Source organism: Lentzea aerocolonigenes (assembly GCF_000974445.1).
Taxonomy (GTDB): Bacteria; Actinomycetota; Actinomycetes; order Mycobacteriales; family Pseudonocardiaceae; genus Lentzea; species Lentzea aerocolonigenes.
In genome coordinates this window covers 1-24,863 of the sequence record NZ_BBOJ01000032.1, presented here as the reverse complement: position 1 = coordinate 24,863, position 24,863 = coordinate 1, and the positions used below count along the sequence as shown (strand labels likewise).

Genomic DNA, 24,863 nt, shown 5'->3' with positions numbered 1-24,863 from the left:
CCCTCTCCCCGGTGTGACCGAGCGCCGAGTGTAGGGGCGTGGACGCGGTGTGACCGAAGTGTGAGCACGACCCGGCAAAGTGGTGATCAGCCGGACGACGAGAGTGACAACGAGTTCTTGGGGGGTGTCACGATCGTCGACCTCCGTCCCGGTCGCCCCTCCCCAGTGGGTCGACCGGAGAAGGAACCCGGTCATGGGGGAACCGGACAGTCCCCTGCTGTTCGGTTTGGGCCCGCGGCTTCGGCTGCGGGCCCATTTTTCTTGCCCGGAAGTCGAATGCACTTTCCTTGCAGACGCGGCATTCCAGCGCACGCGGGGATCACACGCGGGGTCCCCGCGTGTGCTCTGAGCGCACGCGGGGGCCCCGCGTTCCCCAGAAGGAAACGAAAGGCCCCCGCGTTGCTTTCGAACGGCTTAGTCGGGCGGGATCCAGGCGAACTGCATGCGCTGCTGACCGTGCTTGCGGGTCACCAGCGTGCCCCGGCCAGGAGGCTGCGGCGACGGCTTCAGGTTGCCGACGATGTTGCCCTCCTCCTTCGAACCGGAACCGACGAAGATCGGCGCCGCGATCTCCTTCAGCTTGCCGATGACCGGGTCGTACATCGCGCGGGACGCACCACCCATGCGGCGGACGACGACGATGTGCAGACCGACGTCCTTCGCCTGCGGGATGAACTCGGCCAGCGGCTGCATCGGGTTCGCGCCGCCCTGCGGAGCGACCAGGTCGTAGTCGTCGACGACGATGAACACCTCGGGACCGGTCCACCAGGACCGGTTCTTGAGCTGTTCCTGCGTGACGTCCGGACCGGGCATGCGCTTGGCGAGCGAGCCGCGCACCTCCTGGACGTTCTGCGTGAACTGCGTGCCCGACACCGCGTAGCTGAGCAGGTGGTCGGTGTCGATGAAGCCGAGCATCGTGCGGCGGTAGTCCGCGAGCAGGATCAACGCCTCGGACGAGGTGTAGCTCTGCATGATGCCGCGGACGATCGTGCGCAGGATGTTCGTCTTGCCCGACTCACCGTCGGCGAGTGCCAGGAAGTGCGGGTCCGCGTCGAAGTCCAGGTAGACCGGCGCGAGCTCGTCCTCGTTGACACCGACCGCGACGAGGTGGCCGCGGTTGGGGTTGATCTGCTGGACCTGCGCCATGAACTGCGCGTGGTCGAGCAGGTCGGGCAGCATCCGGACCTGCGGAGCCCGCGGGCCCTGCCACGTCTGGTTGAGCTTGGCGCTGAGGTCCTGCACGCCCGCGGAGACCGTGGTCGGGTCCTGCGAGGTGTCGATGCGCGGCAGGCCGGTGAGGAAGTGCAGCTTGTCACCGGTCAGACCGCGGCCGGGGCGGCCGGGCGGCACGTTGACCGCGACCTTGCGGTCGATCTCGGACTCGCTCGGGTCACCGAGACGCAGCTCGAACCGGGTGCCGAGGAGGTCCTTCATCGCGGGCCGGATCTCCGCCCAACGGTTGGCGGCGACGATCACGTGCACGCCGTAGGACAGACCCTGCGCCGCCAGCGCCTGGACCTGCGGCTCGACCATCTCGAACTCCTGGCGGAAGTTCATCCAGCCGTCCACGATCAGGAACGCGTCACCGAAGTCGTCGTCCTTGATCTCACCGCGGCGCTTGCGGTTGCGGAACTCCGTCATCGAGTCGATGCGCTGGTCGCGCCACCGCAGTTCGCGCTCGGTGATCAGGGTCTGGAGCTCGGCCACCATGCGGCGGACCTTGTCGACGTCGAGACGACCGGCGAAGCCACCGACGTGCGGCAGGTCCTCCATCGCGGCGAGCGTGCCACCACCGAGGTCGATGCAGTAGAACTGCGCCTCCTGCGGGGTGTGCGTCAACGCCATCGACGCGATCATCGTCCTGAGCAGCATCGACTTGCCCGACTGCGGACCACCGACGACGGCACCGTGACCGGCGGCACCGGAGAAGTCGGCCCACAGCAGGTCGCGGCGCTGCTCGAACGGCTTGTCGACCACGCCGACCGGGATCTGCAGCGTGCCGTTCGCCGGGTAGCCCGGTGACGTGAGACCGCGGTCCGGCGTCACGTCGAGCGGCGGCAGCATCGTGTCCATCGTCGGCGGCTCGTTGAGCGGCGGCAGCCACACCTCGTGCGCGGGCGGGCCCTGGCCGACGAGCCGGTCGACGATGAGCTCGAGCTGGGTCGGCTCGTTCGCGTCCTCCTTGACCGGCGCCTCGACCTTGACCGGCTCGATCGGCCGCTCCGGCTCCTTCGGGATCTCGATGAAGTCCGGCACGAAGAACCGCGGGCGCTTGTCGCTGCGGACCGCCACCGACTCGCCGGCGGACTGCATGCCCGACGGACGGTAGGTGCCCGAGACGTAGAGCGCCTTGAACCTGGTCAGCGGCATGCCCTGCACGCTGAGGTAGCCCGAGCCCGGGATCGGCGGCAGCTCGTAGGCGTCCGGCACGCCGATCGCCGCACGCGACTCGGCCGCGTTGAAGGTCTTCAGACCGATCCGGTACGAGAGGAACGTGTCCAGACCGCGCAGCTTGCCCTCTTCCAGTCGCTGCGACGCGAGGAGCATGTGCATCTGCAGCGACCGGCCGACACGACCGATCTGGAGGAAGATGTCGATGAAGTCCGGCTTCGCCGTCAGCATCTCGGAGAACTCGTCGATGCAGATGAACAGCGCGGGCAACGGGTCGAGCTGGGCGCCGTTCTCACGGGCCTTCTCGTAGTCCCAGACGTTCTTGTAGTTGCCCTTCGCCAGGACCTCCTGGCGGCGCGACACCTCACCGGCGATGGCGTCCTTCATGCGGTCGACCAGGGTGAGGTCGCCGGCCAGGTTGGTGATCGTCGCGGCGACGTGCGGTGCCTTGTCCAGACCGAGGAACGTCGCACCACCCTTGAAGTCGACGAGGATCATGTTGAGCGCCGTCGACGAGTGCGAGGCCAGCAGACCGAGCACCAGCGTGCGGAGGAACTCCGACTTGCCGGAACCGGTCGCGCCGATGCACAGGCCGTGCGGGCCCATGCCGTCCTCTGCCGCTTCCTTGATGTCGAGCTCGACCGCCTGGCCGTGCTCGCCGATGCCGAACGGGATGCGGTAGCGGTCGCGCTTGGGCCGGGGCCGCCACGCCTGCTGCACGTCGAACGTGATCGGGTCGCCGGGGATGCCCATGAACTCGAGCAGCGGCGGGTTGTTGCTCATCGCCAACGGGTCCTCGCCGCTGTCGCCACCGGCCTCACCGGCGGCGCCCATGCGGTACGGCGAGAGCCTGCGGGCGAGCGCCTCGGCCTCCACGACGGACAGCCGGTCCGGCGCGCCGAACCACTCGACACCGCTCGCGGAACGGGCACCGAGCTGGTTGTTCTCGACGACGAGACGCAGGCCCCGGCGAGCGGTCAGGTTGCCGAGGCACTCGGACAGGTCCAGCAGCGTGACGCCGACCAGACCCTCCTCGAGGATGATCATCTCTTCGCGGCTGATGTCGCCGTCGTCGATGACGATCACGATGTGCGGCTGGTCGGGCGGCGGCGGGGCGTTGCGGGTGAACCGCTGCCGGTCGCGCAGGTTCTCGTCCAGCATCGCCTCGATCTCGGCGAGCGAGTTCGCCATCATGCGGCGCTGGCCGATGCCGTCGATGTCGGTGGGGTGCTGCGCGTGCGGCAGCCACTTCACCCACTCCCACAGCTGCTTGGTGCGGCCCGCGCTGACGACCGCGATCAGCAGGTCGTCCGGGGCGTGGAAGGTGACGAGCTGGGCGAGGAGGGCGCGCGCGAGGTCGCGGCGGTCCTCCACGTCACCGAGCAGGCCGACGGCGGCGAAACCGCGCAGTGCGATGGAGATCGGCAGGTCGGGCACGAGCGAGTGGGCGCGCACGAACCGGCGCAGCGCCAGCGTCGCGATCGGCTCGAGCTCCTCGACCGGTCCGGTCTGCGGCGGCACCAGGCGGGTGGCGAGGCGCTGCGAGCCCCGTCCCGCGCGCAGGTGGCAGAAGTCGGGGTCGTTCTGGCGGCGTTCCCACATGCGGCGGGTGGTGGCGAGCGACCACAGCATCTGCGGGTCCGGGTGCACCCACTCGCGTTCGGCGCGCTGCTCGTCGGCCGCCTCGCGGGCGCGGTCGCGCATCTGGCCGAGGTACCGCAGGTAGTCCTTGCGGTCCTCGTTCATCTCGGCTTTCTTCTGGCCCTTGCCGGTGCCCATGCCTCCCGCCATCATGCCGATGGTCGAGATCATCATCATGCCGGGCATGATCATCGCGGCGGGCTGCTTGTTCGAGTACACGAACATCATCGCCATCATGCCCACGGACGCGATGATCATCACGACGGGCATCGCCTTCATCATGATGTTGCCGGGGATGATCCGGGGGACCTCGGGTGGCGGCTCGAGGTGGACCTCACCGCCGGGAGGCCGGGGAGCAGCAAGGCGTGCCGTTCGCTTGAACTGCAGCGTGCTCAACTGACAGGCACCTCTTCGACTCTCGTTACGCCACCAGTAGCAACCGACACTATTGCGCATCAGCGCGCGTCACGAAGGTGGGTCGGGAAAACCCAGTCGAACGTGTTCTGCGAACCACACGTGCAGAAGGCGTCGGTGCGGCCATACTAGGGCCGCCCGGCGAGCGTCCGAGTGGACCAATAGGGTCGGGCCGTTGATTTGATTAGTGCTGATCTGACTTAGGGGGCCCTGGTGGCGACCGGTACGACGGTGTTCAGCCGTGTCACGGTGGTGGCACCTCGAACGCGTATCGACGTCGCGCTACCTGCCGACGTGGCGGTGGCCGATCTCCTGCCGATGCTGCTGGACATGGCGAGAGAGGCCACTCCGGACGGTGGCGTGCGGCACGGTGGCTGGTGCCTCGCCAAGCTCGGCGACAGCCCGCTCGACCCGGCGCGCACGCTCGCGTCGCTCGGCGTCGTCGACGGTGAGCTGCTGCAGTTGCGGCGCCGCAACGAGAACCCGCCGCCGCCGCTGTACGACGACGTCGTCGACGCGATCGCGGAGTCGGACCCGGACTCGTTCCGGCCGTGGACCAAGGAGACGGCGCAGAAGTTCGGCCACATCGCCGGTGCTCTCGCGCTGATCGCCGCCGCGGTGGCGCTCTTCCTGTCCGGCCCGTTGATGCAGGGCGATTCCGGCAGCGGGCTCGCCGCCGCGATCGCCGGTGGTGTCGCCGCGATCGCCGCACTGGCCACGGGCGCGACCATCGCGCGGGCGTACAAGGCGGTGTCGACGGGCGTGTTGATCGCTGCGTGCGGTGCGCTGCCGATGGCGTTCGTCGCCGGCTTCCACGCGGTGCCCGGTGTCGGCTTCAACCCGAAGATGCTGCTCGCCTCGGCGTTGATGATGATCTTCGCGTGGGGCGGCATCCTGCTGATCGGCCAGGGCATCACGGTGTTCATCGCCGCGGCGACCAGCGGCACGATCGTCGCGCTGGCGTTCCTCGTCGCGACGTTCGTCGAGCACCCGCTCGCCGGTGTGGCCGCCGCGACCGGTGCGGTCGCGCTCGCCGCGCTGTCGATGCTGCCCAGGCTGACGCTGCAGCTGGCCAAGATCCCGCCGCCCGTCGTGCCGACGAACGCCGAGGACCTCAAGGAGGACACCGGCTTCCCGGAGTACGCGGTGATCGAACGCCGCACCGCCGTCGCGCACGAGTACCTGACCGGCATGATCATCGGAACGGGTGTCGTGGCCGCGCTGGCCGCGATCGTCGCCGCGTCCTCCGACACGATCTGGGGCCCGATCTACGGCGTGGTCGTCTCGATCGTGCTGATGATGCGCGGCCGTGCGTACGCGAACGGCGCGCAGGCCGTGGCGCTGCTGTCGACCGGCATGCTCGCCAGCGCCGGCATCCTGCTCGGCTGGCTGATCGACGCCTCCGAGTTCAACCGCATCGTCTTCGTGTTCGGCACGCTGCTGGTCCTCGGCGCGGGCGCGCTGGTGCTCGGTGTCGTGTTCCCCGGCCAGAAGTTCTCGCCGCCGTTGCGCCGCACCGTCGACATCATCGAGGCGATCCTCATCGCGTCGGTCGTGCCGCTGGCCCTCGCCGTGATGGACCTGTACTCGGTGTTCCGAGGTCTGGTCACGCTATGAGGTCCGGCATCAGGCGCACCACGGCGGTCGCGGCCGCCGGACTGCTTCTGCTGACGGGAGCGCTTCCCCAGGCCTCCGCCCAGCCGTCCTCCTCCGCACCGGCGACGGCGAAGCCGAACTCGGTGCCGCCGGACCTGCCGCCCGGCACCCAGCCGCCGGACGACAAGGGCGTGCCGGACGTGACGTACAAGCGCACCAACAAGGGGTGCGTCGAGTCCGACACCAAGAGCGAGCTCATCGAGTACAAGCCCTGGGGCCAGGTGTACCTGAACCTGGAGCAGGCGCACCGGTTCGCCACGGGCAAGGGCGTCAAGATCGCGATCATCGACACCGGTGTCGACCCGCGCAACCCGCGCTTCGGGGGCAGGGTCAAGGGCGCCGGTGAGTACGTCGACAACTCCGGCGGCAAGAACGGCACCGACGACTGCGACGGCCACGGCACCGAGGTGGCTGGTGTCGCCGCGGCCGCCAAGACCGAGGGCGACTTCGTCGGCGCCGCACCGGAAGCGGAGATCCTCGCGATCCGCCAGACCAGCGACCGCTACGAGTTCGGCGGCGACGCGAACAACGAGAAGCGCAGCTCCGCGGGCAAGGTCGGCACCCTCGCGCAGGCGATCGTGCGCGCGGCGAACCAGGGCGCCAAGGTCGTCAACATCTCGTTGACGAACTGCGGTCCTCCCAAGGGTTTCAGCCAGGACGACCAGAAGCTGCAGGCCGCCATCAAGTACGCGGTGGACGTCAAGGACGTGGTGATCGTCACCGCGGCCGGCAACCTCAGCGACCAGGGCACCGGCTGCGCCAACCAGAACAACAACCTCGATCCGAACAACGTGAACTCGATCTCGTCCCCGGCGTGGTTCGCGAACGACGTGCTGTCGGTGGGATCGATCGCCAGGAACGGCTCGGTCTCGTCGTTCAGCGTCTGGGGTCCGTGGGTCAGCATCGCCGCGCCGGGCGAGGAGATCATCTCCGTCGACCCCAAGGGCACCGGCCTGACGAACGCGAACGTCACCGCGCAGGGCACGACCGACATCAAGGGCACCAGCTTCGCCTCGCCCTACGTCGCCGGCATCACCGCGCTGGTGCGCGAGCGGTTCCCGGACCTCAAGGCGCGCCAGGTGATGGATCGTCTGAAGGCCACCGCCCTGCACCCCGGCAACGTGTCCGGAAAGGACAACAAGGTCGGCTTCGGCATGATCAACCCGGTCGCCGCGCTGACCGCCGTGCTGCCCGCGGAGGCCTCCGGTTTCCAGAAGCCGGAACCCAAGGCGATGAACACGGCCGTCACCCCGCCGCAGGGCCTCGACTGGCCGCCGATCATCGTGGCGCTGGGTGGGATCGGTGTCGGCGGCGGACTGCTGATGCTGACGCTGTTCATCCGCAACTCGCTGAACCGCAAGCGCGGCAAGTCCGCGTAGTCGCGTGAAACGGGAAGGGCCCCGCCGGATTCGGCGGGGCCCTTCCCGTTGTCCGCGAAAGACTTCTCAGTCGTCGTCACCGATCGTCTTCGGCGCCGCCTTCTTCGGCTTGCCGAGCAGGTCGTCGATCGACCCGGAGAGCCGCTGCCTCGGCTTGTGCTCCTTGTCGCCGCCCTGCTGACCGCCGGCGCCGCCCATCGGCATGCCACCCATCATCGGCATGCCACCCGCCATGCCACCGCCAGTGCCTCCAGGACGGCCACCAGCGCCCGCAGCGGCCGCGGCGGCCCCGGAACCCTGCTGGGAGGGCGGAGGCTGCTCAGAGATGCCCGTGGAGCCTCCGAACTGCATCGGCTGCGGCGCCGCGGCGGCAGGAGCACCGACCGAACTGACGCCACCGACACCACCGACGCCACCACCGACGCCACCACCGACGCCACCACCGTGCGACGCGACGCCGCCCGTGCCCGCGGCGGCCGTGGCGGACGCCTTCGCCGGTTCCGGCAGCTTCGTCTCCGGTTTGGCCGGCGCGGTGTAGGTCCAGTCCTTCTCGGGATACTTGTGCTCCATCCGCACGGCGCCGAAGCCCTCGGCCTCACCCGAGACCCCGTCGCACAGCTTGAGGAACGCCTCCATCACCTGCCGCGCGGACTCGTGCAGCTCGCGCACCGGGCCCTTGAGGTCCTCGATGTGCTTGACCGCGCGCTGGTCGCCTTCCAGGGGCAACGCCGCCGTGCCGGACACCGAGTCGGCGACGTCGGCCAGCACGTGCGCCATGTCCTGCACGATGTCGCGCACGCCGTCCGCGGTCTCCTCCAGCGCGTCCGCCATCGCGTTCATCGCGTCGGACATGTCGCCACCCGCGAGGCCCACCTTGCGCATGTGGTCGAGGAACGCGTCGGCGTCCTTGCCCTCCCACCGCGCGTCGACGCCGCCGAGGGGTGCCGCGACGTGCTTGGTGACCGCCTCGGTCACCTTCGCCGCCTTGCGCCAGCGCTCGGCTTCCTCGAGCAGGTCGTTCCAGTCGCCCACCAGCGGGTCGAAGAAGTCGTGCACGAGGTCCACGACACCGAGCTTCCGGCTCACCTGCGAGAGGTAGTCGAGCTCGGGACCGACCTCGGCCGCGATCTGCCTGCCGTCCTTGGCCACCACAGCCCTACCTCCGGTCGGCCTTCTTGACGAGGTGCAGGCTCTCGTCGTCCTGGTGCCCGTACTGCTTCGCGACGGCGTGCAGGCCCTTCGCCGCGGCGTCGAGCGTGTCGCACGCGCGGGCGAGCTGCGAGTTGAGCAACTCGGCCGCACGCGCGTAACCCTGGGCGGTGCCGACGGTTCTGCCGATCTCGCCGAACGACTGCGGGCGCAGCGGGGACACCTTCATGGCGTCCCGCACCCGCCTCAGATCGTCGGTAGTGCCGTCGATGCGGTCGGCGTACTTCTCCAACCACTCGGGATCGACACTGATGCGACCGGCCACGACTGTCCCCTCACGACACTTCCGGGTGCTGGCGTGTGGCGGCCACGATCACCACCGGTTAGTGGCCGCCACACCTTCCTTCATTCGACGGTGATGCACCCGGACCGGTTCCGCTACTTCTGCGTGGACTGCGGATCCTTGATCGTGCCCTTCGGCGCGGGAATCGAGTCGTAGCTGCGGTTCGCCTCGTTCTTGTTGAGCTGCGGTCCCATCGGCAGCAGGCTCAGGATCTGGTTCGGTGCCGGCGGGAACGTCCCGTCGAGCCCCAGCGCCGTCGCGGTGCCGGCGTCCGGGATGCCGTAGCGCACGCCACGACCCGTGACGATCTGCACCGGACCGGTCCCGAAGTCGCCCTTGCCCTGGCTCGCCCGCACGACCGCGGCCTTGCCCGGCAGCATCAGGAACTGGTCGATGATCTCGCCCGCCGCACCCGGTGCGTTGAGCTCGACCGGCGTCATCTCCTTGGGGCCGGGCAGCTTCGAGCCGATCGTGACCGTGGTGTGCTCGGCCTTGGTCTGCTCGGTGTAGTTCTCGGCCTTCCAGCCCAGGCACACCACGGTGTTGTTGGCGTTCGCCTCGAGCGTGGTGGGGATCTTCGCCGGGTAGGAGTCGAGCTTCAGCGGGTCCTTCGGGTCCTTGCGGTCCGCGATCGCCGACGGCGAGAGCGGGGTCGGCTTCTTGTTGTTCGAGTACGCGTAGCGCAGCAGGTCGCCGACCGTCTGGTCGACCTCCTGGAAGCCGTCCTTGAGCGCCACCATGTACGTCGCCGTACCGGTCAGGTTCACCTCGACGACCTCACCGATGTTCACGTTCGTCTCGGTGACGTAGGCCGCCTTCTTGCCCTGGTCGGAGATGACCGGTGCGATCAACGGCGCGACCTCGGGGATCGCGTTCAGCATCGCCGTGCTGATCGCGCGCGCCTGCTTGCCCTTGAGCTTGAGGGCGTTCATCACCTTGTCGTCTTTGAGGTTCACCTCGGCGCGGACCGTCGACGACGAGATGTCGCGCAGCGAACCGGGCTTCTTGTAGATCAGGTACGCCTTCTGCGCGCCCGTGCGCTGCTGGACCAGCACGGCCTCGTCGCCGAGCTCGGGGTTGCCGCCGCTCACGCCCGCGATCACGGAGGTCTTGATCTGGTTGTCGATCGCCTGGTTCTCGCGGAACTCGTCCAGGTCGAGCGTGTCGCAGACGGACCACTGGGCGTCGATGCGCAGGTCCGGCTTCGGCAGCACGTCCGGCGCGTCCGGCAGACCGGTCAGCCTGCCCCGCGGCAGGCTCGCCAGCGCCGACTCGCTCACGAGCTTCGGTTCACCGCCTGCGGCCTGCTGCTGCGCGCCGTTCGCCGTGCCGCCTGGTGCGTCGCCGCCACCGGCCTGCTGGTCGGGGTTGTTGCGCGAGTACCAGAGCAGCCGGGCCGACGCCAGGTTCGTCATCGGGATCAGGCGCTTCGGTGAGGCGTCGACCACGTAGACCTGGCCGGTCTCCTTGCTGATGGCGATCTGCGTCTGGTCGTCCAGTCGCGGCGCGGGCTTGAAAACCCCGTACACGAGGAAGCCCAGGAGACCGACGACACCGAGGACCACACCCACCGCTGTCGCGCGCGAGTGGTTGCGCATCGGGTCGTGCAGCATCACCGCGTCTCTGCGGACAAGCGCGGACTGCATCCGCTGCAGGACGAATCGGTAGGCCTGGACCTGTGACTTGGTGGTGGGTGTTGATGCCATTCTCGGCTCGCTGCTCTCCCAGTCGCGGTACGGTTCGGCAGGATAGCCGGACGCAGGTTGCTCCGTGGGCCGGTTCGCCAAGCCCACCGACCATCGAGGGGAAAGAGACCACAACGGATGTCCGTGACCACTCCACATCCGCCCCGGCCCAACCCAGGGATGGCACGGCCGCAGGGACCTGGGGGTCCTGGCCAGCAGGCACCTGCGCCGCCGCGTCCGGTCGGGCGTGTCCGCCGCAGAGCTTCCGGCGCCAGCCTCGGCTCGTTGCCCGTCTCGAACGTAGTCACGATCGAGGTCGGTCTCGCCATCGCCCTCCTCGTGCTCACCCTCATGGGCCTGAAGAACAGCGCCGGCGCGCTGAACGTCGTCTCGGTGTCGATCGCCGGCGGTGTGCTCTTCATCGCACTGATCCTGGCTTTCACCCGATCGCGTGGTCGTTGGCTGACCCAGTGGATCGGCGTCCGGCTCCGCTACAACTTCCGGTCGCACACCCGCACCGCGAAGCGCGTGGACCCGCAGGAGTCCAAGCCCGGTGACGACGAGATGCAGGTGCTCGGCCCGGAGGACCCGCGCGTCGCGCTGCTGCGCCTCGCGATCCCGGACCTGGTGATCGCCAAGGGCGTGGACCACGAACGCCGTCCGCTCGCGCTGTCGTGGCACGACGGCGTGTGGACCGCGGTGCTGCTGGTCGACCCGACCCCGCCGCTGATCTCCGCGGTCGGTTCGGCACCGTCGCTGCCGCTCGGCGCGCTGGCGCCGTGCCTCGAGGACCGCGGTGTCGTGCTGGACGCGATCACCGTGATCTGGCACTGCTACCCCGGCAGCGCGGCACTTCCGCCGAACTCGCCGGCCGTCAGCTCGTACATGGAAGTCCTCGGCTCGATGCCCGCCGCGGCCCGGCGCACCACGTGGATCACGGTGCGGCTCGACCCGCGCCGCTGCGGCGAGGCGATCAGGGAGCGCGGCGGCGGCGTCGTGGGCGCGCACCGCGCGTTGATCGGCGCATTGTCCCGCGTCCGCAACGCTTTGGAGTCCGCGGGCGTGACGATCCGCCCGCTCGACTCGGACGAGCTGCTGCGCGCGGCGATCTCGTCCGCCGAGCTCACCGCGGCCGTCGGCAACACGAACCCCGTGTCGCTGCGGGAGAAGTGGTCGGGCGTCACCGCGGGTGGCGTCGGTCACGCGAGCTACGCGATCACCGGCTGGCCGTCGAAGGGCCTCAAGGGCAACCTGAACGCGCTGACCGGCGTGCGCGCGCTGTCCTCGACGCTCGCGATGTCGATCTCACCGTCCCGTGAGGACGGTCAGGTCTCGCTGCGCGGCCTGGTGCGCGTGAGCGCCCGCACGCCGAGCGAGCTGGACCGCGCGGAGGACCAGTTGTCGAAGCTGGGTGACAAGCTCGACATCACGCTGACCCCGTTGCGGGGCATGCAGCTCGCCGGCCTGGCCGCGACGCTGCCGCTGGGAGGTGTGGCATGAGCAGCTCGTCCCGTCTGCTGGACTCGCGCGGCCGCGACGGCGTGGCGCCGGAGTTCCTGGTGTCGCCGAGCATGCTCGACGTGGTCAGCCCGAGCGGCGACCGCGGCGGCATGATGCTCGGCCAGGGCACCAAGGGCGAACCGCTCACCGTGTCCGTCCTGCGTCCCACCCCGACCCGCATGGTGGTCGTCGGCGGCCTGTACCTGGCCCGTCAGATCGCGTTGCGGGCCATGGCAACGGGCGCGTGGATCATCATCGCGACGGGCCGCCCCCAGGCCTGGCAGCCGGTGGTGCGCGCCGCGGGCCAGGGCCCGGACGGCCGCCCGTCCCAGCTGGTCCAGCTGCGCCGGCTGTCCCCGGCGGACCTGCCGCGCCCGACGGAGGACATGCCGCTGCTGGTGATCCACGACGGCGGCCACGTCCCGCAGGAGCTGTTCCCGCCCCGCGCCCCGTGGCAGACCACGATGTACGTGCTGCCGTACCTGCACCCGCAGGCGTCGTCGACGGCGAACAACGCGGACCTCGTGCTGCTGCAACGCCTCCCGATGGGCCAGGCGCAGCTCGCGGGCCAGATGTGGCGCCTGCGCCCGCAGATGTTCCAGCAGCTGACCCAGCTGAAGGACGACCAGGTCATCGCGATGGGCCAGGACATGTGGGCGCACCTGCGCCTGTACACCACCCCGGCCGAGCAGCAGATCCTGGGAGCCGTCCGCCGCGGCGATTGAGGCAGTGCTCGATCGCCGCTGCTTCGCAGACGGTGGCGAGTTCGTCTTCCAGTCGGTCGTCCGGGCCACCTCTTCGGGCCGAATCGCCTACGGCGGTTGACCCGAAGAGGCGACCGGATGACCGGCACGAACTCGCAAGTCTTATCCAACTGAGACATAGCGCCCCGAACGGTGAACCGTTCGGGGCGCAATTGTTTTGTCCATAGATCAGCGGCACCAACTAATTCACAGGGCGACCAAATCTGTTGATTCGCCATTCGATGGTAATTCCGTGGACCTTCTTGTGCGAAATCCGTCTACGCCACTAAGAAAACTCTCACCTGTACTACTCCTGCGACGAGGGAGCACGCTGCTATGGGTGAATCGTGGCTCAGACGAGCGGCTGGAATCGGACTGGTGGCGGGCACCGCGCTCGCGCTGACGTCCGTCTCCGCCACCGCTGCGCCCGAGGGGGAGATTCGCAACCTCGGTGCGTCCAACGCGGTCAAGGACAGCTACATCGTCGTCCTGAAGGACTTCAGCACGACCAGCGCGGAGAACCTCAGCGCCAAGTACGGCGCGAAGGTGAAGCACTCCTACAAGTCCGCTTTGCGCGGTTTCTCCGCGCAGATGTCCGAGGCCCAGGCCAAGCGCCTGGCAGCTGACCCGTCCGTCGCCTACGTGGAGCAGGACGGCGAGGTCCACCTCTCGGACACGCAGACCCCGACCCCGTCCTGGGGCCTCGACCGCATCGACCAGCGCACGCTCCCGCTGGACAACAGCTACACCTACCCGAACCGCGGCGCGGGCGTGACGGCCTACATCATCGACACCGGCATCCGCCTGAGCCACAGCGACTTCGGCGGCCGCGCCGTCTCCGGCCGCGACACCGTGGACAACGACAACGATGCCACCGACTGCAACGGCCACGGAACCCACGTCGCGGGCACCGTGGGCGGCACCAAGTACGGCGTGGCCAAGGACGTGAAACTGGTAGCCGTCCGAGTCCTGAACTGCTCGGGCTCCGGCACCTTCGCAGGCGTCATCGCGGGCATCGACTGGGTCACCGACCAGGTGACCAACAACCCGGCCAACAAGCCCGCAGTGGCCAACATGTCCCTGGGCGGCGGCGCCAACGACACGGTGGACGCAGCCGTGAAGCGCTCAATCGCAGCAGGCGTCACCTACGGCCTGGCCGCAGGCAACGACAGCGGCGGCAACGCCTGCAACACCTCCCCGGCCCGCACCCCGGAAGCCATCACCGTCGGTTCCACCGACCGCACGGACTCCCGCTCGTCCTTCTCGAACATCGGCACCTGCCTCGACATCTTCGCCCCGGGCCGAGACATCACGAGCGCCTGGCTGACCGACGACAACGCCACCAACACCATCAGCGGCACCTCAATGGCCACCCCGCACGTGGTGGGCGCGGCAGCGGTCTACCTCGGCTCGTCCCCGACGGCCACGCCCCAACAGGTCCGCGACGCCCTGGTGGCAAACGCCAGCTCCGACGTGGTCACCAGCCCGGGAGCAGGCTCCCCGAACAAGCTCCTGCAGATCACCGGCACGGCCCCCGGCAACCCGCCCGGCCAGTGCCCCGCAGTCACGAACGACACCGACACCGCCATCCCAGACGCCTCATCGGTCACCTCGTCGATCACCATCGCCGACTGCAACGGCAAGGCCAGCGCCACGGGCACCGTCCAGGTGGCCATCAAGCACAGCTACCGAGGCGACCTGGAACTGTCCCTGATCGCCCCCTCAGGCGCGGTGAAGATGCTGAAGGTCTCGAGCGGCAACGACAGCGCCGACGACATCAACGCGACCTACAACGTCAACGTGTCCACTGAGGACGCCAACGGCACCTGGCAACTGCGGGTCCGCGACCTCTACCGACAGGACACGGGCTTCATCAACTCGTGGACCCTGGACATCTAGACCACACAGCATCACCCCCAGGAGCCCCCGGTCCCCCCGCCGGGGGCTCCTCCCTTTCCAGCGAGAAGAGAGACGAGAGACGAGAGAAGGCACCCCAGCCCGATGCCGCAGGCGAGGCGACGCGAAGGCGAAGCCGAGCCAGCTCTTAGCGTGGGGTTCCGGTGGGTTGGTTCCGTCACGAGTCGTGCCACAGCTCTTGTCGCGCCTGAGGGGTGACTCGCTCCTGGCGCGGCTCGTGTCGGGACCAACCCACCCGAACCGCACGCCCTACGCAACAGCAAGCCGCCCAAAGCAACAGGCGTGCCATCAACCCGCGAGCGGCGCTGACCGGTCTTTGATCAGATTGGCGGGGTAAGGGCAGAGCCTCCAAGCCCTAAACAGGCACCCGACACGACGACGCAACCAACCTAGCGAAACACGAAACAGGCAACCCGCCAGCGCAACCGGGGGACGGCAACGGCACCGACGCGCCAGGACAACGCCAGGACGACGTCAGGACAACGTCCGAACCCGCCGAGTCACCTCAGCCCGAGCCCCCAACTCGTCATCCCCAGGAAAGTCCACGCGAACCAAGCACAACCCGTGAGCCGGCGCCACAGCAACCCCACTAGCGCGCCCACTCAACGACAGCAACGACGAAGGCCACGAAACGGGCTTCCGCCCCTCCCCGACAGCCAGCAACGCCCCGATCAGCGACCGAACCATCGAGTGGCAGAACGCGTCAGCCGACACGAACGCCGTGATCACACCATCCGAAGCGGCCCGCACCAGCTCCAGCCGCTGCAACTCCCGGATGGTCGTGGCCCCGTCCCGCCGCTTGCAGAACGCACAAAAATCGTGCTCCCCCAACAGCAACGAGGCAGCAGCGTTCATCGCCGAGACGTCCAACGGCCGAGGCCAGGCAAGAGTGTCCAACCGCCGCAACGGATCCGCCCCGAAAGCAGCATCCGTGACCCGGTACTCGTAGTGCCGCCGCAACGCGGAGAACCGAGCGTCGAACGCCTCAGGCACCACCCGAGCAGAGAACACCCGCACATCAGCCGGCAACGCACGCGCCAACCGCCGCGGCAGCCCGGCAACATCCACAGTGGACGGCAGATCGACGTGGGCGACCTGGCCGGACGCGTGCACCCCGGCATCCGTCCGCCCGGCCACCGTCAGAACGACGTCCTCACGCAGCACCATCGACATGGTGTCCTCGAGAACGCCGCAGACGGTCCGGCGGGACGGCTGCCGAGCCCATCCCGAGAACTCGGTCCCGTCGTAGCCGAGGTCCAGGCGCACACGAACGAGCCCGCCGTCCCCAGAAGCGGGAACGACGGGCTCGTCAGCAGACCTACTGCTCAGGACTTGTCCTTCTCAGCAGCCTCTTCCGCCTTGACGTCCTCGGCCGACGGCTCGCCGTCGACCTCGACAGCGCCCTCAGCGGGCTCGTCGGCGGCGTCGATGGTCGCGGACTCGGGCGCCTCGGCGTCCTGGTCGACAACCTCGGCCGCTGCCGGCTTCTCGTCCTTGGCGAACTTGGTCTTGCGCGCAGCCTCGGCCTCGGTGGAGACGAGCTTCTGCTGCACCAGCTCGATGATGGCCATGGGGGCGTTGTCGCCCTTGCGCGCCAGCGTCTTGGTGATGCGGGTGTAGCCACCGGAACGGTCGCTGAAGAACGGACCGATCTCGGCGATCAGCTTGTGCACAACGTCCTTGTCGCGGATCGTCTTCATGATCTCGCGGCGGTTGTGCAGGTCGCCGACCTTCGCCTTGCTGATGAGCTTCTCGGCGTACGGACGCAGCCGCTTCGCCTTCGCCTCAGTGGTCTTGATCCGGCCGTGCTGGAACAGCGCCGTCGCCAGGTTGGCGAGCAGCAGCCGCTCGTGCGCCGGAGACCCACCGAGCCGGGGGCCCTTGGTAGGGGTGGGCATCGCTTACTCCTGTAACTGAAAGAGATCCTCTAGCTCTGAATCAGAGCGTCAGAGCTGCTCGGTCTCCGCGTAGTCCTGACCGTCGTCGTGCGGGTCCAGGCCGGCACCGGCACCCCAGCCCGTGTCACCGGGGTGGTAGTCCGACGCAGCCGCGGACGGGTCGAACCCAGGAGGCGAGTCCTTCAGCGCGAGGCCGAGGCCGACGAGCTTCATCTTGACCTCGTCGATCGACTTCGCACCGAAGTTGCGGATGTCCAGCAGGTCCGCCTCGCTGCGCGACACGAGCTCGCCGACGGTGTGGATGCCTTCCCGCTTCAAGCAGTTGTAAGACCGGACCGTCAGGTCCAGGTCCTCAATCGGCATCGCGAACGCGGCGATGGTGTCGGCTTCGGCCGGCGACGGGCCGATCTCGATGCCCTCGGCGTCGATGTTCAGCTCGCGAGCGAGGCCGAACAGCTCAACCAGGGTCTTACCCGCGGAGGCAACCGCGTCCCTCGGAGTGATCGAGGGCTTGGTCTCCACGTCGAGGATCAGCTTGTCGAAGTCCGTACGCTGCTCGACACGAGTGGCCTCGACCTTGTACGTCACCTTGAGAACCGGCGAGTAGATCGAGTCGACGGGGATGCGGCCGATCTCGGCGCCCGCCTGCTTGTTCTGGACAGCCGGGACGTAGCCGCGACCGCGCTCGACGACGAGCTCGATCTCCAGCTTCCCCTTGCCGTTCAGGGTCGCGATGTGCAGGTCGGGGTTGTGCACGGTGACACCGGCCGGAGGCACGATGTCGCCCGCGGTCACCACACCGGGGCCCTGCTTGCGCAGGTACATGGTCACCGGCTCGTCCTCCTCGGACGAGACGACGAGCTCCTTCAGGTTCAGGATGACGTCGGTGACGTCCTCCTTCACCCCGGGAACCGTGGTGAACTCGTGCAGCACGCCGTCGATGCGGATGCTCGTGACAGCAGCACCGGGGATCGACGAGAGCAGCGTGCGGCGGATCGAGTTGCCGAGCGTGTAGCCGAAGCCCGGCTCCAGCGGTTCGATGACGAACCGGGAACGGGTCTCGGAGACCGCTTCCTCGCCGAGCGAGGGGCGCTGGGAAATCAGCACTGGGTTCTTCCTTCCACCAACGACGCCCGCTATTTGACGCCGTCAACAACAGCCAGCCGCGAGGACCGGCAAACGCACTCGGCACACCCTTCGCGCCGATGCGGGACCCGACCCGAGCGTCAGTCCACGAAGGACTGACGCTCGGAGAGGATCACTTCGAGTAGAGCTCGACGATGAGCTGCTCGGTGACAGGCGTGTCGATCTGCGCGCGCTCGGGCAGCTGGTGCACGAGGATGCGCAGGTTCGACGGAACGACCTGCAGCCAAGCCGGGATCGGGCGGTCACCGAAGGACGCGCGAGCAGCCTCGAAGGGCAGCGTCGGCATGGACTTCGGCTTCACGTCGATGATGTCGAACTTCGACACCTGGTAGCTCGGGATGTTCACCTTGTGGCCGTTGACCAGAAAGTGCCCGTGGCTGACCAGCTGGCGAGCCTGGCGACGCGTGCGGGCGAGGCCCGCGCGGTACACCACGTTGTCGAGGCGAGCCTCGAGGATCTGGAGCAGGTTCTCACCGGTCTTGCCCGGGCGACGAACCGCTTCCTTGTAGTAGCGGACGAACTGCTTCTCGAGCACGCCGTAGGTGTACCGAGCCTTCTGCTTCTCCTGGAGCTGCAGCAGGTACTCGGACTCCTTCACCCGGCCGCGGCCGTGCTGGCCGGGCGGGTACGGACGGCGCTCGAACGCCTGGTCCCCACCAACGAGGTCGACCTTCAGGCGGCGCGAGATACGCGTCGCGGGTCCCGTGTAACGAGCCATTAGTTCTTACTCCTCCCCGTGCCTCAGACCCGGCGCCGCTTGGGCGGGCGGCAGCCGTTGTGGGGCTGCGGGGTCACGTCCTGGATGGTGCCGACCTCGAGACCGGCGGCCTGCAGCGAACGGATCGCGGTCTCACGGCCGGAGCCGGGACCCTTGACGAACACGTCCACCTTGCGCATGCCGTGCTCGGCGGCCTTGCGGGCGGCGTTCTCGGCAGCCATCTGCGCCGCGAACGGCGTGGACTTGCGCGAGCCCTTGAAACCCACGTGGCCGGCGGACGCCCAGCTGATCACGTTGCCCATCGGGTCCGTGATGGACACGATGGTGTTGTTGAACGTGCTCTTGATGTGCGCCTGGCCGTGCGAGACGTTCTTCTTTTCCTTGCGCCGGATCTTCTTGACCCCGGCGCCCTGGCGGGACTTCGGTGGCAAAACGAGCTCCTAAGTTGAGGGCAGTAGACGCGAGGTCTTACTTCTTGCCGGCCTTCTTCTTGCCGGCCACGGTCTTCTTCGGACCCTTGCGGGTACGGGCGTTCGTCTTGGTGCGCTGACCGCGAACGGGCAGGCCGCGACGGTGCCGAAGACCCTCGTAGCAACCGATCTCCATCTTGCGACGGATGTCGGCCGCGACCTCACGGCGAAGGTCACCCTCGACCTTGTAGTTCGTCTCGATGTGGTCCCGCAGCTTGGCGAGGTCGTCGTCAGACAGGTCCTTGACCCGGAGGTCAGGGGAGATCTGCGTGGCGGCGAGCAGCTCCTTGGAGCGCGTACGACCAATGCCGAAGATGTAGGTGAGCGCGATCTCCATCCGCTTCTCGCGGGGGAGGTCGACGCCAGCGAGTCGTGCCATGTGGCGGTTAACTCCTGTCGATTACTTCCAGGTCTGCTCCTCGCCCAGTTCCGGTGACTGACTCGCTGTGTGTCGTGTCCGGCTGCTCTCACAGCCGGTGTCCCGGCCCCGGCCTGGAATCCGGGGGTGTCCGCACGCTTGAAGCCCTGCGTGCGGCAGGTGCGAGGAGTTTCTCGTTACTGCGTCATCGATGATCTCGACGAGCGCGTGGTGGAGCTGCTCAGCCCTGGCGCTGCTTGTGGCGCAGGTTCTCGCAGATCACCATGACCCGGCCGTGACGGCGGATCACCTTGCACTTGTCGCAGATCTTCTTGACGCTCGGCTGGACCTTCACGCCTGAGATCTCCTGCTATTGGAGGTCACTTGTAGCGGTAGACGATGCGCCCGCGGGACAGGTCGTAGGGCGAGAGCTCCACGACAACCCGGTCCTCAGGGAGGATGCGGATGTAGTGCTGTCGCATCTTGCCGCTGATGTGTGCGAGCACCTTGTGACCGTTCTCCAACTCGACGCGGAACATCGCGTTGGGGAGCGGCTCGACTACGCGGCCCTCGACCTCAATGGCCCCGTCCTTCTTGCCCATGTCCTCCGCGTTTCGTGACGGTGGTAATAACCTTTGGACGCGCGTCAGCCGGGTTCGATCTCACCTGCAAGGGCATGACAGAACCGGCGCGACGGATGCGCCACCTGACCAGTGTACGCACCTCACTCCGGCAACCCAAATCGGGTCCGGTCAGGCCTGCCGGCGGGGCGCTCGCACCCCTCCATCAGCGGCCGGAGCTTCGCGATCTCGTTGATCTCGAACTCGTGCTTGCCCAGCACCGACTTGAGCGTCCGGACGCGCTGGGCGGCGATCTGAGCGCCGTAGCCGCTGTCGTCAGAGCACCGCTGAGCTGCGTTGTTGAGCGCGAGGTCGCCTGATCCGATGCCGTAGCTCTCCAGGCTCGGCTCGCCGGGTCCGCGCTGCGTGAACCCGGCCCGGTCGAGGCAGCGCAGCAGCGTCACGCCGAGAGACCTCGTGTGCACCGCCTCAGGCCCCGAGCCCAGCCGTGCCTCCCACTCGCGGACCACGGTGTCGTGCAGCTCCGTGACGCGTCTCACGGCGTCGACGTACTCCGGCCCGGCGGCGAGCCGGGCCTCACCCCCGCAGCCGCCGTCCGCGGGCGGTGGCGGGCGGACGAAGTCCGGCCGCACGACCCGCACGTCGGCGAACGGCGCCTGGCACTGTTCGACGGCGGCGATCGTGTCGGCCAGGAAGATCCGGTCGGCGATCTGCTCCGCCGGGACGTCCTGGTAGGTGAAATCGGTGGCCGGCTTCGTGGCAGCGCAGCCCGAGACGGAAATCAGAAGGGCGGACAGGACGAAACGGGTTGGCCCCACAATGCCCCCAAGCATTGGACTCGTTCGTCGCCTCGACCGTATCGACCGTGACAAACGAATAACCCCGCTCACCGCACGCGGTGAACGGGGTCGTGTCCGAGCTTCAGGTCACTCTTCGGGCGCGGTGAGCACCCAGGGGCCGTCCTCGGTGATCGCGACGCTGTGCTCCCAGTGGGCGGCACGCGTGCCGTCGAGCGTGATGACGGTCCAGCCGTCCTCGAGCTCCTGGGAGTCGTCGGTGCCGAGCGTCAGCATCGGCTCGATCGCGATGGCCATGCCGACCTTGAGCCGCGGGCCCTTGCCGGGCTTGCCGAAGTTCGGCAGGAACGGGTCCATGTGCATCTTGGAGCCGATGCCGTGGCCGCCGTAGTCCGCGACGATGCCGTACTCGATGCCGTCGCGCTCGCCCGAGGAGATGGCCGAGGACTCGATGGCGAACGAGATGTCCGTGAGCCGCCCGCCGGGCACCGCGGCCTCGATGCCCGCGAGCATCGACAGCCTGGTGGCCTCGGACAGCTTGTGGTCGGCAGGCGACAGCTCGCCGACGCCGACGGTGACCGCCGAGTCGCCGTGCCAGTCGTCGAGGATCGCACCGCAGTCGATGGAGATCAGGTCGCCCTCGGCCAGCACCTGCTTCTTGCTGGGGATGCCGTGGACGATCTGGTCGTTCACCGACGCGCAGATGCTCGCCGGGAAGCCGTGGTAGCCCTTGAACGACGGAATGGCGCCGGCGTCGCGGATGGTCTGCTCGGCGATCTCGTCGAGGTCCCACGTGGACACCCCGGGCTTCACCGCGTCGACCACGTTCTTGAGCGCGCGCGCCACGACCAGGCCGGAGGCGCGCATCGCCTCCAGCTGGCCACGGGTCTTGATCTCGATCATGCGTTCACTACCTGAAACAACAGAGCGAAGCCGGTTGAGCAGTCCACCAACACTCACTTCTCGCCGCGCAGCGAGTGCAGCGCGGCGAGGGCCCGCTCACTGATCTCGTCGATCTCACCGACGGCGTCGATGGAGATGACCTTTTCCGCGTAGTAGTTCAGCAGGGGCGCGGTCTCGTTGCGGTACACCTGCTGCCGGTGCCGGATGACGTCTTCCTTGTCGTCCGTGCGCCCGCGCGCCAGCAACCGCTCGACCACGACGTCCTCGTCGACCCGGAACTCGAGCACCGCGTCGAGCCCGTGGCCGCCGACGGCCAGGAACTCACCGAGCTTGTCGGCCTGGGCCACGTTGCGCGGGAACCCGTCGAGCAGGAACCCGTGCTCCGCATCCGCCTCCGCGAGGCGCTTGCGCACCATCTCGTTGGTGATGGAGTCCGGCACCAGCGCGCCCTCGTCGAGGATGCTCTGCACCTCGAGGCCGAGTTCGGTCTGGTTGGAGATGTGTGACCGGAAGAGGTCGCCCGTCGAGATGTGCGGCACACCGAGCTTGCGGCTCAGCACTTCGGCCTGGGTGCCCTTGCCCGCACCGGGCGGGCCAACGAGAACGAGTCGCATCTAGCGGAGGAACCCTTCGTAATTGCGCTGCATGAGCTGGCTCTCGATCTGCTTCACGGTGTCGAGGCCGACACCGACCATGATCAGAACCGCGGTGCCGCCGAACGGGAAGTTCTGGTTCTGGCCGTCACCGGTCAGGTCCAGGAACAGGTTCGGCAGGATCGCCACGATGCCGAGGTAGAGCGAGCCGGGGAGCGTGATGCGACCCAGCACGAACTTGAGGTACTCGGCGGTCGGACGACCAGGACGGATGCCGGGGATGAAGCCACCGAACTTCTTCATCTCGTCAGCGCGCTCGTCCGGGTTGAACGTGATGCCGACGTAGAAGTACGTGAAGAAGACGATCAGCAGGAAGTAGACGCTGATGTGCACCCAGCTCGACTGCTTGACGAGGTACGTCTGCACGAACGTCGAGAACCAGTTCGGCTCCGAGGAGGAACCCTGGGTGAGGCGAACTACCAGGTCCGGCAGGTAGAGCAGCGACGAGGCGAAGATGACCGGGATGACGCCGGCCTGGTTCACCTTGAGGGGAAGGTACGTCGACGTGCCGCCGTACATGCGACGGCCGATCATGCGCTTGGCGTACTGCACCGGGATGCGACGCTGGGCCTGCTCGACGTAGATGACGCTCGCGATGATGATGAGAGCGGCCACGATCACGAGGGCGAACGTGATGCTGCTCTTGTTGAGGATGTTCTTGCCCTCGGCGGGGATGCGGGCGGCGATACCGGTGAAGATCAGCAGCGACATGCCGTTGCCGATGCCCTTCTCGGTGATCAGCTCACCCAGCCACATGATGACCGAGGTACCGGCGGTCATGGTGATGACCAGCACGATGAGGGTGAAGATGCTGTCCTTGCCAGGAATGACGTCCTGGTCGCACTCGCCGAACAGCTGCCCGCGCACCGCCAGCGCCACCAGACCGGTGGACTGCAGGATCGCCAGACCGATCGTCAGGTAACGCGTGTACTGCGTCAGCTTGCCCTGACCGGCCTGACCTTCCTTCTTCAACTGCTCGAACCGGGGAATGACCACGGTGAGCAGCTGAATGATGATGCTCGCGGTGATGTAGGGCATGATCCCCAGCGCGAACACGGACAGGTTGAGCAACGCTCCACCGCTGAACAGGTTGATCAGCGAGTAGATGTTCTGGCCTTCGAGCTGTTCAGCACACGCCCGCACGTTCTTGAAGGACACGCCCGGCGCGGGCATGGTCGCTCCAAGCCGGTACACAATGATGATCCCGAGCGTGAAGAGGATCTTCTTGCGTAGATCCGGCGTCGCGAGAGCCGAGCGGAATGCGCCGAGCACGCGAACCTCCTGAGCGTTGCCGACCCCCAGGGACCGGCACATGCGGTAGTTGGCAGGCCGAGGTAGGTAGCCACGACCAAGCAACCCGGAGGACATCCGGGTTCAGCCCGCGACTTTAACAGCCCCTCACGACCTGGTCGTACCCAGTGGCCAATCACAGGTTAGAACCGGTTGATCTCCCACCACCACGCTAGCCCATCCGGGGTAGCCACCCCGGTGATTCCGTGCTACGAGCAGGCGTTACGCCAGCCGCGAACGTTTGCGCCCACCGCGAAGTTCCCCGAGAAATACTCGCAAAGCGAACCCGCGCACAGGCGAAGCCGAGCCGCCCACCCCGCGACGGCGTAGCCGAGCGCCCCCACTCCTGTGATGGCGATGGCGAAGCCGAGCGCCCCACCGCAAAGGCGAAGGCGAAGGCGAGCTGCTCACCCCGCGACGGCGAAGCCGAACTCGAGCCCGATGGCGAAGACATCCCAGTTGCTGGGGGTGTCAAGCGGCGGCGGTGTTGGTGTTGGTGTGGTGGGCCCAGGCGGTGGTCTCGTTGTAGGTGGTGCGGGTTTTGAGGCAGCCGTGCAGGATGCCGACGAGGCGGTTGGCGAGTTGGCGTAAGGCCGCGTTGTGGCCGAGGCCGCGGGCGCGTTGCAGGTCGTAGTAGGCGCGGGCGCCGGATGAGACGCGTAAGGCGACGAAGGCCTGCATCATGAGCGCGTCGACGAGCCGGTCGTTGTGGACGTAACGGGTCCGCACGGTTTTCTTCTTGCCGGAGCGGATGGTCAGCGGGCTGGTGCCGGCAGCGTTCTTGCGGGCTTTCGCGCTGGCGTAGCGAGCGTGGTCGTCGCCGAACTCGGCGAGCACCCGAGCGCCGAGAACCGCGCCGATCCCTGGCTGGGACAGCACGATCTCAGCGTCCGGGTGCCGGCCAAAATGGGCCCCGACCTCGCCCTCCAGGACCCTGATCTGCTCGGCCAGAGCGGCCAGGATCGCCAGGGTGGCGCGGGTGGTCGCCGCGTAGGCGGCGGCCACCACCGCCGGCTGGCCCAGGTGCTCGGCGCGCAACGCGGCCTGGATCTCGGTGGCTTTGGCATCCAGATCGCGACGGCGGGCGCGTTGCAGCGCACTACGGATCTGTTTGAACGACAACCTCTTCGCGGCATCCGGGTCAGGGGCGCGGGCCAGCAGCTCCAGCGTGTCCGGCGCGTCCAGATCCGTGAAAGCCACCAGCGCGGCCGGGAAATAGTCACGCAACGCG

Annotated in this window: 22 protein-coding genes; 5 read left to right on the top strand and 17 right to left on the bottom strand. The window is 67.9% G+C overall.

Annotation, left to right across the window (positions count from 1 at the left end):
• Nucleotides 1-414: 414 nt before the first annotated feature.
• Nucleotides 415-4,428, bottom strand: a complete 4,014-nt coding sequence (locus AOM45_RS43685; protein ID WP_030472023.1) for a type VII secretion protein EccC — start codon at nt 4,426-4,428, stop codon at nt 415-417.
• Nucleotides 4,429-4,659: 231 nt separating this feature from the next.
• Here AOM45_RS43685 and eccD point away from each other — a divergent pair, with 231 nt between their 5' ends.
• Complete coding sequence (gene eccD, locus AOM45_RS43680) at nt 4,660-6,063, top strand: type VII secretion integral membrane protein EccD (protein WP_030472024.1); 1,404 nt, start codon at nt 4,660-4,662, stop codon at nt 6,061-6,063.
• Nucleotides 6,060-7,481, top strand: a complete 1,422-nt coding sequence (gene mycP, locus AOM45_RS43675; RefSeq protein ID WP_030472025.1) for a type VII secretion-associated serine protease mycosin — start codon at nt 6,060-6,062, stop codon at nt 7,479-7,481. Before eccD ends, mycP begins: the two co-directional genes overlap by 4 nt.
• A 66-nt stretch (nt 7,482-7,547) precedes the next feature.
• Here mycP and AOM45_RS43670 read toward each other — a convergent pair whose 3' ends face one another.
• The 3 genes from AOM45_RS43670 to eccB all read right to left on the bottom strand — a co-directional run bounded on the left by AOM45_RS43670 (nt 7,548) and on the right by eccB (nt 10,679).
• Nucleotides 7,548-8,633, bottom strand: coding sequence for a WXG100 family type VII secretion target (locus AOM45_RS43670; RefSeq protein WP_030472026.1), 1,086 nt, complete (start codon nt 8,631-8,633; stop codon nt 7,548-7,550).
• Between the two features lie 4 nt (nt 8,634-8,637).
• Nucleotides 8,638-8,955, bottom strand: a complete 318-nt coding sequence (locus AOM45_RS43665; protein WP_030472027.1) for a type VII secretion target — start codon at nt 8,953-8,955, stop codon at nt 8,638-8,640.
• A gap of 113 nt (nt 8,956-9,068) precedes the next feature.
• Nucleotides 9,069-10,679 carry a type VII secretion protein EccB gene (gene eccB, locus AOM45_RS43660; protein WP_030472028.1) on the bottom strand — a complete coding sequence of 537 codons (1,611 nt, stop codon included), beginning with the start codon at nt 10,677-10,679 and terminating at the stop codon, nt 9,069-9,071.
• Between the two features lie 159 nt (nt 10,680-10,838).
• Between eccB and eccE the strand changes: the two genes are divergently transcribed.
• The 3 genes from eccE to AOM45_RS43645 all read left to right on the top strand — a co-directional run bounded on the left by eccE (nt 10,839) and on the right by AOM45_RS43645 (nt 14,800).
• Nucleotides 10,839-12,158, top strand: a complete 1,320-nt coding sequence (gene eccE, locus AOM45_RS43655; RefSeq protein WP_372497489.1) for a type VII secretion protein EccE — start codon at nt 10,839-10,841, stop codon at nt 12,156-12,158.
• Entirely contained in the window at nt 12,155-12,883 is a 729-nt protein-coding gene (locus AOM45_RS43650) for a hypothetical protein (protein WP_030472030.1), read from the top strand. Before eccE ends, AOM45_RS43650 begins: the two co-directional genes overlap by 4 nt.
• A 354-nt stretch (nt 12,884-13,237) precedes the next feature.
• Complete coding sequence (locus AOM45_RS43645; RefSeq protein WP_030472031.1) at nt 13,238-14,800, top strand: S8 family peptidase; 1,563 nt, start codon at nt 13,238-13,240, stop codon at nt 14,798-14,800.
• 492 nt (nt 14,801-15,292) lie between these two features.
• Here the strand turns inward: AOM45_RS43645 and truA are convergent, their stop codons facing one another.
• The 13 genes from truA to AOM45_RS43580 form a co-directional block, all read right to left on the bottom strand.
• Entirely contained in the window at nt 15,293-16,084 is a 792-nt protein-coding gene (gene truA, locus AOM45_RS43640; protein ID WP_030472032.1) for a tRNA pseudouridine(38-40) synthase TruA, read from the bottom strand.
• A gap of 59 nt (nt 16,085-16,143) precedes the next feature.
• Entirely contained in the window at nt 16,144-16,716 is a 573-nt protein-coding gene (gene rplQ / locus AOM45_RS43635; protein ID WP_030472033.1) for a 50S ribosomal protein L17, read from the bottom strand.
• Nucleotides 16,717-16,764: 48 nt separating this feature from the next.
• Nucleotides 16,765-17,823 (bottom strand): DNA-directed RNA polymerase subunit alpha, encoded by a 1,059-nt coding sequence (locus tag AOM45_RS43630; RefSeq protein ID WP_030472034.1) that lies wholly within the window; start codon nt 17,821-17,823, stop codon nt 16,765-16,767.
• Nucleotides 17,824-17,974: 151 nt separating this feature from the next.
• Nucleotides 17,975-18,580: a 30S ribosomal protein S4 gene (gene rpsD / locus AOM45_RS43625; RefSeq protein WP_030472035.1), complete on the bottom strand. Its 606-nt coding sequence runs from the start codon at nt 18,578-18,580 to the stop codon at nt 17,975-17,977.
• Between the two features lie 23 nt (nt 18,581-18,603).
• Complete coding sequence (gene rpsK, locus AOM45_RS43620; RefSeq protein WP_030472036.1) at nt 18,604-19,011, bottom strand: 30S ribosomal protein S11; 408 nt, start codon at nt 19,009-19,011, stop codon at nt 18,604-18,606.
• A gap of 37 nt (nt 19,012-19,048) precedes the next feature.
• On the bottom strand, nt 19,049-19,429 hold the full coding sequence (rpsM, locus tag AOM45_RS43615) for a 30S ribosomal protein S13 (protein WP_030472037.1): 381 nt from the start codon (nt 19,427-19,429) through the stop codon (nt 19,049-19,051).
• Nucleotides 19,430-19,649: 220 nt separating this feature from the next.
• On the bottom strand, nt 19,650-19,763 hold the full coding sequence (rpmJ, locus tag AOM45_RS43610) for a 50S ribosomal protein L36 (RefSeq protein WP_010148647.1): 114 nt from the start codon (nt 19,761-19,763) through the stop codon (nt 19,650-19,652).
• Between the two features lie 25 nt (nt 19,764-19,788).
• Entirely contained in the window at nt 19,789-20,010 is a 222-nt protein-coding gene (gene infA, locus AOM45_RS43605) for a translation initiation factor IF-1 (protein ID WP_005166804.1), read from the bottom strand.
• A gap of 122 nt (nt 20,011-20,132) precedes the next feature.
• On the bottom strand, nt 20,133-20,807 hold the full coding sequence (locus tag AOM45_RS43600) for a hypothetical protein (protein ID WP_030472038.1): 675 nt from the start codon (nt 20,805-20,807) through the stop codon (nt 20,133-20,135).
• 108 nt (nt 20,808-20,915) lie between these two features.
• Nucleotides 20,916-21,689: a type I methionyl aminopeptidase gene (gene map / locus AOM45_RS43595; protein WP_030472039.1), complete on the bottom strand. Its 774-nt coding sequence runs from the start codon at nt 21,687-21,689 to the stop codon at nt 20,916-20,918.
• 53 nt (nt 21,690-21,742) lie between these two features.
• On the bottom strand, nt 21,743-22,303 hold the full coding sequence (locus tag AOM45_RS43590) for an adenylate kinase (RefSeq protein ID WP_030472040.1): 561 nt from the start codon (nt 22,301-22,303) through the stop codon (nt 21,743-21,745).
• Nucleotides 22,304-23,614 carry a preprotein translocase subunit SecY gene (secY, locus tag AOM45_RS43585; RefSeq protein WP_030472041.1) on the bottom strand — a complete coding sequence of 437 codons (1,311 nt, stop codon included), beginning with the start codon at nt 23,612-23,614 and terminating at the stop codon, nt 22,304-22,306.
• Nucleotides 23,615-24,103: 489 nt separating this feature from the next.
• The coding region (locus AOM45_RS43580; protein ID WP_156249771.1) for a transposase at nt 24,104-24,863 on the bottom strand (760 nt) is incomplete at its 5' end.

What these genes read in the sequence shown, in the direction of transcription:
- mycP (WP_030472025.1), top strand. Translation starts at nt 6,060, where the DNA reads ATGAGGTCCGGCATCAGGCGCACCACGGCGGTCGCGGCCGCCGGACTG.
- eccB (WP_030472028.1), bottom strand. Translation starts at nt 10,679, where the DNA reads ATGGCATCAACACCCACCACCAAGTCACAGGTCCAGGCCTACCGATTC.
- eccE (WP_372497489.1), top strand. Translation starts at nt 10,839, where the DNA reads ATGGCACGGCCGCAGGGACCTGGGGGTCCTGGCCAGCAGGCACCTGCG.
- AOM45_RS43650 (WP_030472030.1), top strand. Translation starts at nt 12,155, where the DNA reads ATGAGCAGCTCGTCCCGTCTGCTGGACTCGCGCGGCCGCGACGGCGTG.
- AOM45_RS43645 (WP_030472031.1), top strand. Translation starts at nt 13,238, where the DNA reads ATGGGTGAATCGTGGCTCAGACGAGCGGCTGGAATCGGACTGGTGGCG.
- rplQ (WP_030472033.1), bottom strand. Translation starts at nt 16,716, where the DNA reads ATGCCCACCCCTACCAAGGGCCCCCGGCTCGGTGGGTCTCCGGCGCAC.
- rpsD (WP_030472035.1), bottom strand. Translation starts at nt 18,580, where the DNA reads ATGGCTCGTTACACGGGACCCGCGACGCGTATCTCGCGCCGCCTGAAG.
- rpsM (WP_030472037.1), bottom strand. Translation starts at nt 19,429, where the DNA reads ATGGCACGACTCGCTGGCGTCGACCTCCCCCGCGAGAAGCGGATGGAG.
- infA (WP_005166804.1), bottom strand. Translation starts at nt 20,010, where the DNA reads ATGGGCAAGAAGGACGGGGCCATTGAGGTCGAGGGCCGCGTAGTCGAG.
- map (WP_030472039.1), bottom strand. Translation starts at nt 21,689, where the DNA reads ATGATCGAGATCAAGACCCGTGGCCAGCTGGAGGCGATGCGCGCCTCC.
- AOM45_RS43590 (WP_030472040.1), bottom strand. Translation starts at nt 22,303, where the DNA reads ATGCGACTCGTTCTCGTTGGCCCGCCCGGTGCGGGCAAGGGCACCCAG.